Source organism: Bacillus sp. EA-CB0995 (genome assembly GCF_055814245.1).
Window position 1 is genome coordinate 4328979 of record NZ_CP169269.1, and the last position, 13952, is coordinate 4342930.

A 13952-nucleotide genomic window follows, 5' to 3' on the forward strand; every position below is an offset into this window, starting at 1 on the left:
GCTGCATATGCAGAACTCAAAGGTAGGTTCCATATTATCTTTTAAGAATCTCTCAGCCACTGGATTCTCTCTCTGCAAAAAGATTGAACATGTACTAATCCTTTTTCATCGTCATAACGATATAAATTTGTTGATTATCATAATACACACTTTATTGTAAAGCAATATAAAATTTTCTGATTCTTGTATATTCTTTTCATTTTATTTTGTTTTATACTTGTATTATATATATTTATCTCGAAAAAATTTTACGACTTGGTGAAGTAACATCCCAGTAATTGTTCCGATTAGGATAAAGAAACATAGAAAACCATATGCCATGCCTTCCCATCCACCAATGAAAAACAATGTGAATAAAAAACAAGCAAAACAAATTATAATCACAATAAGTCCAAAGGCAATGTCAAACGAACGATTCGGAAAGCTTTTCCGTAACATAAACGAAATAAAAAAAACAACAACCGTTGTGATAATACTGATTATCCAAAAGATCTCCACCTTTTCCACCCCCTTCTCCTCCTAAATATATTATATGTTATAAAGTCTGAAAATTTTAAAAATACTTTTTAAAAAGATAAGTTTTTATCACAAAGTACTAATAGTAATATATATAAATAGGATATAGAAATTTGTGGAGGTATTTTCTATGAACAAACCTGCAACAAAACATGTTATTGTTTTATCTTTTGATTGTTTATCAGCTTTAGATTTTCCTATATTACAAACACTTCCTCACTTTCGTTCTTTACTAAAACATGGTGCGTACGCTGAAAAAGTTGAGAGTATTTATCCATCTGTTACATATCCAAGTCATGCAACGATTGTGACAGGAAATTACCCTGCAAAACATGGTGTTGTAAACAATACACTGCTGCAACCTGGAAAAGAATCGCCCGACTGGCACTGGTACCGCCGTTCTATTAAAGGAACGACCCTTTATGATGAAGCACGAAAAGCAAACTTAAAAACAGCTGCACTGCTATGGCCTGTCACAGGAAAAGCAAAAATTGATTACAACATGCCAGAAATTTTCCCAAATCGGCCATGGCAAAATCAAGTACTCGTCTCCCTATTCAGCGGGAGTCCATTGTATCAACTAGAGTTAAATCAGCGTTTTGGTCATATTCGGAACGGTTTGTCACAACCAGAGTTAGATGATTTTGTTCTCGCTTCTGCGGTACACACAATTCAAACGAAAAAGCCAAATCTTATGTTTGTTCATTTCACTGACTTAGATACACAGCGCCATTATCATGGATTTTCTTCTGAAGAAACAGTAGCAGCTATTCATCGCCACGACAAACGTTTAGGTGCAATTGTTGAAGCGTTAAAAGAAAGCGGTATGTACGAAGAAACAACCATCATTGCACTCGGGGATCATAGCGCATTAGATGAGCATAAAGCTATTCAATTAAATGTCTTATTGCGTGAGAAAGGATTCCTTACTGTGAACAAAAAAGGAGAAGTAACAAATTGGAAAGCTTATTGCCAAAGCTGTGATGGTTCAGCATATATATACGTAAAAGATAAAAATGATACAGACACAATCGGGAGTTTGCACCGTTTACTGCAAGAAATCATGCAAAATGAACAAAACGGAATTGAATTTCTATTAACCGATGAGGAAGCAAAAGATCTCGGGGCTGACGGAAATTGCCTCTTTATGCTTGAAGCACGAGAAGGGTATTACTTTTTAGAAAATCATACCGGAGACTTTATAAGAGAGATTACAAGCAAAGATGTAACCTCTAGCAAAAAGTATACGTTTGGTACCCATGGCTATTCTCCATCAAAACCAAATTACGAAACAATTTTCATGGCAGCCGGTAAGGGTATTCGTCAAGGAGCAATTATTCCACGTATGCGACTTATTGATGAAGGTCCTACGATTGCAAGACTGCTTGGATTACATCTCGGTGAAACAGATGGCACTGTTATAGAAGAGTTATTGCAATTGTAAAGTTGCGTAAAAAATATGTAAATATTCAGTTAGTTTCTCTTTTTTACAAACGCCTTTTTGTACAATAACAATAGATTAGTTGGGGGAGGAACATATATGAAAAAAATGTCCAGGCAAGAAAAAGCTGGATATTATATGACTGGGCAAACTCAGTGTATTCACTTGTTATTACAACTGCTGTATTTCCAATCTACTTTAAAGCAGCCGCTAAAGAAGCTGGGCTTGCAGGTACAACATCAACTGCATATTGGGCGTATGCAAATTCCTTTGCGACACTTCTTGTGTCTATACTCGCTCCAATTCTTGGTACGATTGCTGATTATAGAGGATTTAAGAAACGTTTCTTCACATTCTTTTTCCTATTAGGCATTATTTTTACAAGTATGTTGGCAGTGGTACCAACTTCGCAGTGGATTCTCTTACTTTGCTGTTATATGCTCGCTTTAATTGGATTTGCAGGAGCAAATATTTTTTACGATGCTTTTTTAATAGATGTGACAACAGAGGAACGAATGAACCGTGTTTCAACACGCGGCTTTGCCCTTGGCTATATCGGAAGTACAATTCCATTTATCGGCTGCATGGCTCTTATTATTCTTTCACAAAAAGGTACAATTCCATTATCAGTCGGCACGGCAAGCCAAATTTCGTTCGCGATTACAGCACTTTGGTGGGGACTCTTTACTATCCCTATGTTAAAAAATGTTGAACAGCATTATTATATCGAACGCGATCCAAATCCTGTTACTACAAGCTTTAAACGTCTTATTTATACATTTAAAAATATCCGTCAATACCGAACAGTTTTTTTCTTCCTCCTTGCCTACTTCTTCTACATTGATGGAGTCGATACAATCATCACAATGTCAACAGCATATGGAACAGACCTTGGAATTAGTGCAACAAATCTATTAATTATTCTATTCGTTACACAAATCGTCGCCTGTCCGTTTGCATTGTTATATGGAAAGTTATCTGAAACATTTACCGGAAAGAAAATGCTATATGTCGGTATTATTATTTATATTATTATTTGTACGTATGCCTATTTCCTAAAAACAACGCTAGATTTCTGGATTTTAGCGATGCTCGTTGCTACTTCACAAGGTGGTATTCAAGCATTAAGCCGCTCCTATTTTGCTAAGCTTATTCCAAAAGAATCCGCAAATGAGTTTTTTGGATTTTATAACATATTCGGCAAATTTGCTGCGATTATGGGCCCCGTGCTCGTCGGTGTCACAACACAGTTAACAGGCAAAACAAACGCTGGTGTGTTAAGTATTATCATATTATTTATTATTGGTGGATTTCTTCTAACACGCGTACCAGAAGCATCTTCTGCTTCTGTAACACCACCTTCTCCAAAATCAGAAACATTATAAAGTGAAACTTCCATTCGAAGGTGCTTTTCCTTCGAATGGTTAGTTGAACCAATCGAGCCTTTATGGGCAGTTCCCCCCACCTAGCTTCCTCGCTTTTCTCTGCATCTTGAGGTGGGGGCTTACTGCCCGTTAAAACGGGGTAATAAAAAAACTCTCCCAGCTTATACTAGTGGGAGAGTTTTTTTATAATTGATTTACTTTCTGCATTTCTTGTTTTTGTATGTCCAGGATTTATAAAAAAAGAAGTTCCTTTTTTCTGAAAAATACATATAAATTCAAGATGGATAATAAATACCCAAAAAGGATTTTATATTTCCTTAATTTATTCCTTTTCATCTACATTAATCATTTATTACAACAGCTTTCACGTCTAAAATAAGATGTTTCAACAAAGGAAAGTATAAGTATCTTTATAATGATTTTCCAATATAATCAATGTGTTAATAAAAGTAACTCTGTGTTATTTTTGCTTTTCTACTAACTAATACAGCTTCAAACAATGGACACAATTGCTACATGCCAAGTGTAATTTATTACCCATTCAAAATTCTGTTTATTCAATCTTTCTAAAAATAAAAAAATATTAAACTCATAAATATACAAGTTATAATGAGGGCGTCGAGAGATAATCTATTACCTCCGGAGAAAATATCAAACCTAGTTCTGGTGCAAAAATTCTAAAGACCTTGCAAGTAATCTTCTAAAATTGGACATACTGATACGATTACTCTAAGAAAGGTGTGTGATCAGAAGGGGAATTTATTCAACACAAAAATGGAAGCGCTATCATTCGAATCTTATTTTGTTAACATTGGTCATTCTAATAACTTAGATTCAACTGCAATTAAAAATAATAAATTATGGGGGTGCTTATATGAACATGAATGTAGCATCTATTAAAGAAAAAAAGGTTGTTAAATACAAAAGTTGTTTTGATGTGGTTGGGCCGGTAATGATAGGTCCTTCAAGTTCACATACTGCAGGTGCTTTAGCTATTGGAACAGTTGCCAATAAATTATTTCAAGGTCTTCCAAAAAAAGTTGTGGTAAGGTATTATGAATCATTTGCTGAAACCCATAAAGGACACGGAACTGATTTTGCAATTATTGCTGGGATATTAGGATTTGCTGCCGATGACAGCAAAGTGCCAGATGCTATTAAAATGGCAGAATCTAAAGGGATTGACATTACCTTTATTGAAAAAGCAGGTGATAGTCCTGCTGGTCATCCAAATACGGCAGATGTATATGTAGAGGATGAAAGTCGAAGTATTAGAACGATGGGTATTTCGGTCGGCGGCGGATTAATTGAAGTCAAACATGTTGAAATTGACGGATTTAGCTTAGATCTGCAGGGGCCATTGCCAGTTATTATTGCGATTTCCGAAAGAGCTGACTTTGAATTTGTCTTACGCAAGATCTTTAAACAATATGATGTGGAAATTAACAACTTTCATAGTTTAGAAGAAAATGGAAAATATTTATATGCATTCGCTTTGGATTCGCTATTGCCTGGTGATGCTCAGAAGGAATTGGGAAGTTTAAGCAGTATGGCTAATATCATTATTCTTTAGTTAGATTAAGGGGTGAAAAAATATGTATATGACCATAAAAGAAATTGTAGATGCAGCTAATAAAAGGCAAAAGCCAATTTATGAATTAGCAATCGAACAGGAAATCGAACAAACTAAAACTTCTTATGAAGAAGTTTGGATTAAAATGGAAAAGAATTTAGCGACTATGGAAAATTCCGTAAATAAAGGTATCGAGGGCGACGGGGTATTTTCTCCGACCGGTTTAACCGGAGGTGATGCTGTTAAAATAAAAAAATATCGAGAAAATGGAAAAACTCTTTCTGGAGATTTGATGGTGTTAGGGATTCAAAGTGCTATCGGTGTTAATGAAGTAAATGCTTCATTAGGGGCTATTTGTGCAACTCCAACAGCAGGTGCGAGTGGGACGATTCCGGGAGTCCTATTTAGTATTAAAGATACGTTGCAGTTAAGTCATGAAGATATGGTCCATTTTCTATTCACTTCATCTTTATTTGGAATGATAGTCGCAAATAATGCTTGTATTTCCGGAGCGTACGGAGGATGTCAAGCTGAAGTAGGCAGTGCCTCAGCAATGGCGGCTGCAGCAGCGGTCGAAGCTGCCGGAGGAACGCCACAGCAATCTTCTGAAGCTTTCTCAACCGCATTACAAAATTTACTCGGTTTAGTTTGTGATCCGGTCGCTGGTTTGGTAGAAATTCCTTGTGTAAAGAGAAACGCCATTGGAACGGCAAATGCTTTAGCAGCAGCGGACATCGCATTAGCCGGCGTAAACAATATCATCAATGCTGACGAAGTTATTGAAGCGATGTATAGAGTTGGAAGACAGATGCCTCGCGAATTAAGAGAGACCGGTTTAGGCGGAATTGCAGCCACACCTACAGGGATTGCCATTAAAAGTAAAATTTTTGGAGAGAAACAATTAAATAAATAAACAGTTATTGGAAACATTGTGAAATAGTTAACAATTCTATTCTCTATTGTTCTCCTAAGGATGTCTGTATATTAAGAGCCATTATTACTAAAATATACTACTATACAATTAAAAGTATGCTAATATACAATTGAAATGCTTTGTAAACGCTAACAAATCCATCAGGTTGGACACACGATGTGGCGCACCTTGTAAGTGTAAGCAATTCGTTTTTCAAGAATGGTCTATATTCCTAGGCCTTAAAAAGAGACGTAAGAATAGGATACAAGGAGGAATTATTATATGAATGGGAATACTGCAAAAAAAATAGAATTTCAAGCTGAAAATACTGCAGTAAAAAATGAGAAATATCCAGACCCTAAAAAGTGGCATAAACAGGATACTACCTGGGCATTGAGCCTTTTTGGAACAGCAATTGGAGCAGGAGTACTCTTTTTACCTATTAATGCAGGTTCAGGTGGTTTATTATCATTACTGTTAATTACCATACTTGCATATCCTGTTATGTATTACTCACATAGGGCGCTTGCTAAAATGATATACGCTTCCAATTCTGCTGAAGAGGGGATTACAGGTACAATAAGAGAGTATTTCGGAAATAAGGCAAGTAAAATTTTTAACATAGTATATTTCGTCTCAATTTATACTATTGTGCTGATGTATTCGGTTGCACTTACAAATACTGCAAGTAGCTTTATCGTGAATCAATTGCACATGCAGGAGCCTCCAAGGGCCATTTTATCGCTTGTATTAGTACTCGGTCTTATAGCTATATTAAATTTTGGTCAAGATATCACTGTAAAGATAATGAGCATGCTAGTATATCCTTTCATAGCTTCTCTACTTTTTATCGCAATATCTTTGATTCCACAGTGGAATACGTCAATGCTTAGTTTTTCAAGTGTTTCTACTGCTTCAACAGGCACAGGATATTTTGGAACGATATTGATGATACTACCAATCATAGTATTCTCGTTCAATCATTCGCCTATGATTTCATCATTTGTTATGAAACAGAGAGCAACCTATGGAATAGAAGCTACTGATGCCAAATGTGCTCAAATACAAAAAGCTTGTTATATCATGACATTCGCTGTTGTTATGTTCTTTGTTTGGAGCAGTACATTGAGTTTAACTCCAGCTGATCTTATAAAAGCAAAAGAAGAGAACTTATCAATTCTATCATATCTTGCTAATGAGCTTAATTCGCCTGTCATCACTATTGCAGCTCCTATCATTGCTTTTATGGCTATAACAAAGTCCTTCCTTGGCCATTATATAGGAGCATATGAGGTAATGCGTGACATGATTATCAAGGTCGGTAAAACACGCGGAAAAAATATGGGAGAAAAAACAGTTAAGACAATAATCCTTACTTTTGTCGTATTAACATGCTGGTATGTTGCTTATGCAAATCCAAGTATTCTTGGAATCATTGATGCCCTTAGTGGTCCGTTAGTTGCTGCTATCTTATGTCTATTACCAATGTATGCGATCCATAAAGTACCAGTACTAGCTAAATACAAAGGGAAAGCGAGCAATGTATTTGTCATTATTATAGGTGTACTTACTGTCCTAGCAAGTATTAGATCACTATTCTAATTCACTATTGTTGGTTCTGGTGCAAAAATAGTGGGATATGAAAAAAGAACGAAAGATACCTAGCGGAATTGAATTTTATGTTGTTAAACCAAAGAGATCATGGATAAGATATATCTGTTTTTGGACAGACTTCTCACCTTGGGAAGTTTGTCCTTTTTTGATTATATGCATAACTTCTATTCCAGCAATCACTTTTTTAGCTGTTTGCAATGATTTTAATCCAAGCATATTGGGGTGCCACTCCATGTCCATCAAGCTAATATTTTGAAGTATCCCCAAAACGAAAATTTTATATCACTACAACAGTTATTTATGAGAATTTAGTGCATTTTTTTCGTTTTGGGGAACAACCAATTTCTTAAGTTGATGGGTATGTAAGGTGACCCCTATTTAAGAAAACATCTTGTCAATCCAATTATAAATCGCATACAATTTTCCTATTTTGAACGCCACCTTAAATAAAACAACGCCTGCCCCTACTAAAGCAAATGCAATCATTTTCCCTTTATTTTTTACTTTCGGCTTTTTTTCCATTCTATATTCCCTCTTTATATCTTTTTATCTTTATTAAGTGATACAAATTCCCTTATTAATCAAACGTTTGTTTAATACATTTCACAAGGCTTTGCCACAACTAATCAAACGTTTGTTTAAATTTCAAAATAAGAAATGCGCCCTTTCAGACGCATTTCCATATTAACTTCAATCGCCACCACAACTTCCGCCATCTCCACCATCTCCACCAAAAGAACTATCGCAATCTCCTGAACTCTCACTAGGTCCTGCGAAAAAAATGGTGTAGCAGTATACGTTGTACTATCCGTTGCATCAGACTTATATTGTTTTCGTGCCCGCTTTCTTTCACTAGATACAATTACTTTTACAATAATCCAAAATAGTATAATAAAAAGCGCAGCACCTACTAATATTTCCATTTTAAATCCCCCTTTCACTATTCAACCATTTGTAGAATACGATTTATATTCTCCAAAGAAATGAAACGAGATTCTCGTACTATTTCTTTTCCACCGTGAAATAGTAAAACAGTTGGTGCAGTAAACACTAAATATTGCCCTGAAATTTCCCTCATATCCTCTAATGAAACAACAATTCTTTCCACATTCGAATGATGTTCAAGTAATCGTGTTATTTTTTCGAGCATAACGTCGCATACACCGCAATCTTCAGTTTTAATAAATAGTAGTAATAATGGCTGTTGTTCAATATATGCTGTTAGTTCTTCTATATTTGAGAATTGTTTCATACAAATCCCTCTTTCTTACATGAATTTTTGAAATATCTTTTTACGATATATGCCAAATACTGATGTTTCTTTTAATTTACGCCTTTCTAGCATTTGCTGAAAACGAAGCTATTTTGCAGTTAATTCTTCTTGTAATTGCCTTCTTTCTGCTTCATCGTGACAGCAAGCAATCAGATCTTCAATTTTTAACGCATCTTTTTGTAACTCCATTTCTTCAGGAATCATGCCAGCATTTTTTAAAATTTTATAACTTATGCGAAGCTCTTCTGGTATCATTGACAAATCCTTTAATTCAAGAGGCTTTCCTTTGTCATGTATCAGCATTTATATAGATATGTTAAAAACTTCATGTGCCGTGGCTTCATTATCATCATACGGAAATATATGTAATTCCGTCAATAATACAAGCTATTTTTATATGATTCATACACGCAAAATGGATTTATAAAGTGAAACTTTCATCAAGTAGGATTTCTTCATCCCCCGCCTATTTTCTTCACTTTCTCTGCATCTTGAGGTTGGGCTCTTACTGCTCAAAAGTAGCGAGATAAATGTAAAACGGTCGTTTTTTCTAATATTTGAAACTCTAATTATCTTAACTGGAACAAAGAAAACGGCGCTCTTGCACAAAAGAGGCACCGTTTTTACATTTTCTATTAATCTTTTTTTAATTTCCTAGCAATCCCATTTCCAAGAGACTGCAATCCTTGTACGAGGATAATTAAAATTAGAACGGTCGCATACATCACTTCTGGTTCATAACGCAAATGCCCAAAGCGATATGCTAAATCACCAAGTCCACCTGCTCCAACAAGTCCTGCCATTGCAGTTGCACCAATTAATCCGATCGTCGCAATCGTTAAACCTAGAACTAAAGATGGCCTTGCTTCCCTAACCATCACATACCAAATTATTTTTCGAGTCGAGATTCCCATCGCTTTATAGGCTTCTAATACCCCTCGATCAACTTCAAGTAATGCTGTTTCCATAAGGCGTGCAATATAAGGTGCTGTAAATACGACAAGTGGTACAATTACTCCTTTTACTCCAATTGTTGTCCCAACAATGAATTTTGTAAAAGGTAAAATAAAAAATAGTAGAATAATAAACGGAATAGACCGAATGATATTAATCACTGTATTAAGAATCGGATATATGATTTTATTCTCTAGTTGCCCGCCGGGACGTGTTAACACAAGTGCTACACCAAGCGGAAGCGCAATGATAATTGAAATAAAAAGAGCAATGCTTGTCATTTGAAATGTTTGAATCGTTGCTTCCCATATTACTTCACTCCATTCACCCAAAAAGGACTTGCTGGTCATGTTCTTTTCCGCCCCCTTCTACAATAATTCCCTGTTCTTGTAAAAATGATAATGCCCTATGTACTTCTGTTGTTTCTCCTTTCATATGAACAACTAATTTTCCATACGCCTCATGCTTCAGCTGGGTGATGTTCCCCGATAGAATATTGGGATACACATTAAAGCGCTTTGTCGCAACAGCAAGTGCTGGCTCACCAGATGAATTTCCAATAAACGATAACGTAACGATTTCACCATTCTTTTGTAATTCAACCTGTAATACGTTAGGGATTTTTGAAGCAAATGAACTGTTTACAAACTTTTTAGTTGTGTCATGCTGCGGATTCGTAAATATATCTCTTACCTTACCGCTTTCTACAATACTACCGTTTTCCATTACTGCTACGCGATCACAAATGCGCTGAATAACATTCATTTCATGCGTAATCAGTAAAATCGTAATCCCAATCTTCTCATTAATTTCTAAAAGCAAATCTAAAATAGATTCTGTTGTTTCCGGATCTAATGCACTTGTTGCTTCATCACTTAGTAATACTTCTGGTTCATGAGATAAAGCGCGGGCAATCGCAACCCGTTGTTTTTGTCCCCCTGAAAGCTCATTCGGATACGCATCTTTTTTTCAAACAATCCAACAATGCGCAAATATTTTTCTGTCCTATGTTGAATCTCAGCTTTTGTAATTCCTGTAAGTCGAAGTGGAAGTGCTATATTTTCATATACAGTTGCTGTTTTTAATAAATTAAACCCTTGAAAAATCATGCCAATTTTTTGCCTTGCCTGTGCAAGCTCATTTGAAGGTAAAGATGTTAAATCTTTTCCATTTATAAGAACATGACCAGTCGTCGGTCTTTCTAATAAATTGACGCAGCGGATTAACGTACTTTTCCCAGCACCGCTATATCCAATAACTCCAAATATTTCTCCTTTTTTCACAGTAAGCGATGTATCTTTAAGTGCTTCTACTTTCCCTTTTTCTGTTTCAAATATTTTAGATACATTCTGTAATTCGATCATACACTTCATCTCCTACCACGATGGCAATACAGCTCCATCAAATTTTTTCTCAATAAATTCTTTCACTTCTGGTGATTGGTAAGCTTTCTTAAACTGCTTTACGACTGCATCATCTTTATTATCTGAACGAACAACAACCCAGTTTACATATGGCGAATCTTTTCCTTCACGGAAAATAGAATCTTTTGCTGGATGTAGCTTTGCACCCATTGCAAAATTTGTATTAATGGCAGCTGCTTTTACTTCACTTAACTGTGTTGGCAACTGAGATGCTTCTAGTTCAACAATTTTTAAGTTTTTAGGATTCTCCACTACATCTTTCGCTGTTGCCTTCTCTGTTGCTTTCGGATCAACTTTTAATACACCCGCTTTCTCAAACAATTTCAAAGCGCGTAATTCATTTGTCGGATCATTTGGTACAGCAATTGCATCCCCTTCTTTTAAATCTTTCACATCTTTCACTTGCTTTGAGTAGATTCCCATTGGAAACGTTACTGTTGAAAATACTTCTGTTAACTTCATTTTGCGTTCTTCTTTAAATACATCTAAATATGATTTCGTTTGAAAGCTATTTAGATCAATGTCTTTTTCATCTAACGATACATTGGGCATTACATAATCATTGAACACTTTAATCTCCACTTGTAAATGATCTTTTGCAGCTACTTCTTTTACTTTCTCCAAGATTTGTTCATGCGGCCCGCCGGTTACGCCAACAGTAATTTTCTTCTCATCTAATGCCTTAGCATCTTTTGTTGAATTTAAGCTGCATGCCCCTAGTAACAATACAGCTCCGCTTACAATACTTAACAATAATTTCTTCATCTCAGTTCCTCCTTAGTTTCTATCTTTTTGACAAAATAAAAACACCTCTCTAAAGTTAAGAGAGGTGTCCTATATATAAAAGTAGCTTCCTCTCTTATCTTCCAAAACGATAATCGTTTTGCTGGAATTAGCACCTGAACTTACCGTTTCGTAAGTTTGGTTGCCGGGCTTCATCGGGCCAGTCCCTCCGCCTCTCTGGATAAGAGTATCGGTATAAAGTTGTCAAAAACTATGTACCTTATACTAAATCTTGTAAAACATTTTGTCAACATACTTTTCTGAATTTTTTTTATTATCGAACTATAAAGTGAAACTTCCCCCAGTGGGGGCTTACCGCCCAAAAATAGCGGGATAAAGGAGCTATACGCTCCTTTGATATCCCTTATTTTATCTCTTTACACCACCCCTGCACATGCCATACTTGCGTCACCCATTCTTCATAAAAATCTGGCTCATGAGAAACAAGTAAAACCGTTCCTTCATATTGCATAAGGGCTTCCTTAAGTGCTTCTTTTGCTCGAACATCTAAATGGTTAGTTGGTTCATCTAAAACGAGTATATTACTTTCTGTTAACATCAATTCACATAAACGTACTTTTGTTTGTTCTCCACCACTTAATGAGCAAAGCCGCTGCCCAATATGTTCTTCTGTTAAACCGCACCTTGCTAGGGCCTGCCGAATTTCTTTTTGAGTCATATCAGGTCGCAATGACCATATTTCCTCAATTGGTGTTTGTTCTGAAGCAAATTCTTCTTGTGCAAAATAAGCTGGATTTACTCGCTCTCCTATTTTCACAATACCACTTAAAGGCTGCAAATGTCCCAATAGTGTTTTTAACATTGTTGTTTTCCCAATACCGTTATAGCCGACGATGGCAATTTTTTCACCACGCTTTACCTGTAAATCAATTGGCGGGAATAAGGGCGCTGTGTAGCCAATTTGCATATCCTTTGCCTCTAAAATCCGGCTCACAGGATCACAGTAAACATGAAACATAAAACGTGGCTGCAGTGCAGAAGTTGGTTTTCCGATTTTGTTTATTTTTTCTAATACTTTTTCGCGGCTTTTTGCCTGTCTTGCTTTACGAATTTTATTCTTTTGAATAAAGTCCTTTAACTTTCCAATTTCTCTTTGCTGCCTATCATATGCCACTTGTAATTGCTGTTTATTTTGTTCATGGTTTTTTATAAATGTTTGATAATTACCTATATAACGTTTCATTCCTTTATGTTCTAAATGATAAATTACATTGGTAATTTCATTTAAAAACCTTTCATCATGCGAAACCACAATGTAAGCATGTTCGTAATTTTTCAAATACCCCATAAGCCATTCAATATGAACGTTATCGAGATAGTTTGTTGGTTCATCAAGTAATAAAACATGCGGTTCTTCTAATAATAATTTTCCTAATAATAGTTTTGTTCGTTGGCCGCCGCTTAGTTTTTCCACCTCACGCTCCATGCCAAGTGCTAAAATCCCTAATCCCGCAGCAACTTCCTCTATTTTTGCATCAATATGATAAAAATCAGAATGCTCTAGTATACTTTGTAACTCTCCGTATTGTACTAACAATTGTTCAAGGTTATCTCCTGCTGTTGCCATTTTCTCCGCTACTTGCCGCATATTATGCTCGATATCATACAAATGTACAAAGGCACTTTGTAAATATTTCATAATGGTTGTTCCAGCTTGTAAATCAATATGTTGCTGTAAAAAACCAATATTTACATGAGGAAACCATTCAACCTTTCCTGCATCAGGAAGTAACTCTCCTGCTAATATACGCAGTAATGTGGATTTCCCTGCTCCGTTGCTCCCTACAAGGCCAACACGCTCACCTCGAAGTAAGCGAACACAAATATTTTGAAAGATTATTTTATCCCCGTACATATGGGTAACATTTTCAACTGATAGCATACTCATTTTACTCTCTCCTTTTCGCTTCACGTACAAAGCCAAACGGGAGAACAGCGTGATAAAGTGAAACTTCCATCAGTGGGGGTTTTCTTCATCCCCCACTGATGGTTAGTTGAACCAATCGGGCTTTTACGGGCAGTTATCCCCCCACCTATCTTCTTCGATTCTCTCTC

At 36.0% G+C, this 13952-nt stretch carries 11 protein-coding genes, 4 pseudogenes, 1 riboswitch and 1 other annotated feature (1 of these 17 only partly in view); of the genes and pseudogenes, 5 read left to right on the forward strand and 10 right to left on the reverse strand.

The window, feature by feature from the left end; translation table 11 throughout:
• Positions 1-118, reverse strand: a binding site (T-box leader) (it extends 86 nt beyond the left edge of the window).
• A gap of 104 nt (positions 119-222) precedes the next feature.
• Complete coding sequence (locus tag ACEWFJ_RS22225; protein ID WP_473689945.1) at positions 223-498, reverse strand: YesK-like family protein; 276 nt, start codon at positions 496-498, stop codon at positions 223-225.
• Between the two features lie 148 nt (positions 499-646).
• Here ACEWFJ_RS22225 and ACEWFJ_RS22230 point away from each other — a divergent pair, with 148 nt between their 5' ends.
• The 5 genes and pseudogenes from ACEWFJ_RS22230 (at position 647) to ACEWFJ_RS22250 (ending at position 7430) form a co-directional block, all read left to right on the forward strand.
• Positions 647-1960, forward strand: a complete 1314-nt coding sequence (locus tag ACEWFJ_RS22230; RefSeq protein ID WP_473689946.1) for an alkaline phosphatase family protein — start codon at positions 647-649, stop codon at positions 1958-1960.
• A gap of 96 nt (positions 1961-2056) precedes the next feature.
• Positions 2057-3342 (forward strand): annotated as a pseudogene (locus ACEWFJ_RS22235) (MFS transporter).
• 874 nt (positions 3343-4216) lie between these two features.
• Complete coding sequence (gene sdaAB / locus ACEWFJ_RS22240) at positions 4217-4915, forward strand: L-serine ammonia-lyase, iron-sulfur-dependent subunit beta (RefSeq protein ID WP_473689947.1); 699 nt, start codon at positions 4217-4219, stop codon at positions 4913-4915.
• A 22-nt stretch (positions 4916-4937) separates the two neighbouring features.
• A complete protein-coding gene (gene sdaAA, locus ACEWFJ_RS22245; RefSeq protein ID WP_473689948.1) occupies positions 4938-5828 on the forward strand; it encodes an L-serine ammonia-lyase, iron-sulfur-dependent, subunit alpha in 891 nt (296 codons plus the stop codon).
• Between the two features lie 282 nt (positions 5829-6110).
• Entirely contained in the window at positions 6111-7430 is a 1320-nt protein-coding gene (locus tag ACEWFJ_RS22250; RefSeq protein ID WP_473689949.1) for an amino acid permease, read from the forward strand.
• Positions 7431-7505: 75 nt separating this feature from the next.
• Here ACEWFJ_RS22250 and ACEWFJ_RS22255 read toward each other — a convergent pair.
• The 9 genes and pseudogenes from ACEWFJ_RS22255 to ACEWFJ_RS22295 all read right to left on the reverse strand — a co-directional run.
• Positions 7506-7661, reverse strand: a pseudogene (locus tag ACEWFJ_RS22255) (IS6 family transposase); the annotation flags it as partial.
• A 159-nt stretch (positions 7662-7820) separates the two neighbouring features.
• A complete protein-coding gene (locus ACEWFJ_RS22260; protein WP_473689950.1) occupies positions 7821-7964 on the reverse strand; it encodes a histidine kinase in 144 nt (47 codons plus the stop codon).
• Between the two features lie 116 nt (positions 7965-8080).
• On the reverse strand, positions 8081-8365 hold the full coding sequence (locus ACEWFJ_RS22265; RefSeq protein WP_473689951.1) for a hypothetical protein: 285 nt from the start codon (positions 8363-8365) through the stop codon (positions 8081-8083).
• Between the two features lie 17 nt (positions 8366-8382).
• Complete coding sequence (locus tag ACEWFJ_RS22270) at positions 8383-8694, reverse strand: thioredoxin family protein (RefSeq protein WP_473689952.1); 312 nt, start codon at positions 8692-8694, stop codon at positions 8383-8385.
• A gap of 15 nt (positions 8695-8709) precedes the next feature.
• A pseudogene (locus ACEWFJ_RS22275) lies at positions 8710-9012 on the reverse strand (DnaJ family domain-containing protein); the annotation flags it as partial.
• Between the two features lie 338 nt (positions 9013-9350).
• The gene (locus ACEWFJ_RS22280; protein ID WP_098309113.1) at positions 9351-10019 is read right to left on the reverse strand and encodes a methionine ABC transporter permease; all 669 of its coding nucleotides are present in this window, start codon (positions 10017-10019) and stop codon (positions 9351-9353) included.
• Positions 9994-11033: pseudogene (locus tag ACEWFJ_RS22285) on the reverse strand (methionine ABC transporter ATP-binding protein). The gene ACEWFJ_RS22280 and the pseudogene ACEWFJ_RS22285 overlap by 26 nt, the downstream one beginning before the upstream one ends.
• Before the next feature lie 12 nt (positions 11034-11045).
• Positions 11046-11858: a MetQ/NlpA family ABC transporter substrate-binding protein gene (locus ACEWFJ_RS22290; protein ID WP_473689953.1), complete on the reverse strand. Its 813-nt coding sequence runs from the start codon at positions 11856-11858 to the stop codon at positions 11046-11048.
• Positions 11859-11949: 91 nt separating this feature from the next.
• Positions 11950-12064, reverse strand: a riboswitch (SAM riboswitch).
• 176 nt (positions 12065-12240) lie between these two features.
• Entirely contained in the window at positions 12241-13785 is a 1545-nt protein-coding gene (locus tag ACEWFJ_RS22295; protein WP_473689954.1) for an ABC-F family ATP-binding cassette domain-containing protein, read from the reverse strand.
• Positions 13786-13952 lie beyond the last annotated feature (167 nt).

Excerpts from the sequence above, each read along its gene's own strand:
- ACEWFJ_RS22230 (WP_473689946.1), top strand. The coding sequence starts at position 647 with ATGAACAAACCTGCAACAAAACATGTTATTGTTTTATCTTTTGATTGT.
- sdaAB (WP_473689947.1), top strand. The coding sequence starts at position 4,217 with ATGAACATGAATGTAGCATCTATTAAAGAAAAAAAGGTTGTTAAATAC.
- sdaAA (WP_473689948.1), top strand. The coding sequence starts at position 4,938 with ATGTATATGACCATAAAAGAAATTGTAGATGCAGCTAATAAAAGGCAA.
- ACEWFJ_RS22250 (WP_473689949.1), top strand. The coding sequence starts at position 6,111 with ATGAATGGGAATACTGCAAAAAAAATAGAATTTCAAGCTGAAAATACT.
- ACEWFJ_RS22260 (WP_473689950.1), bottom strand. The coding sequence starts at position 7,964 with ATGGAAAAAAAGCCGAAAGTAAAAAATAAAGGGAAAATGATTGCATTT.
- ACEWFJ_RS22265 (WP_473689951.1), bottom strand. The coding sequence starts at position 8,365 with ATGGAAATATTAGTAGGTGCTGCGCTTTTTATTATACTATTTTGGATT.
- ACEWFJ_RS22270 (WP_473689952.1), bottom strand. The coding sequence starts at position 8,694 with ATGAAACAATTCTCAAATATAGAAGAACTAACAGCATATATTGAACAA.
- ACEWFJ_RS22280 (WP_098309113.1), bottom strand. The coding sequence starts at position 10,019 with ATGACCAGCAAGTCCTTTTTGGGTGAATGGAGTGAAGTAATATGGGAA.
- ACEWFJ_RS22290 (WP_473689953.1), bottom strand. The coding sequence starts at position 11,858 with ATGAAGAAATTATTGTTAAGTATTGTAAGCGGAGCTGTATTGTTACTA.
- ACEWFJ_RS22295 (WP_473689954.1), bottom strand. The coding sequence starts at position 13,785 with ATGAGTATGCTATCAGTTGAAAATGTTACCCATATGTACGGGGATAAA.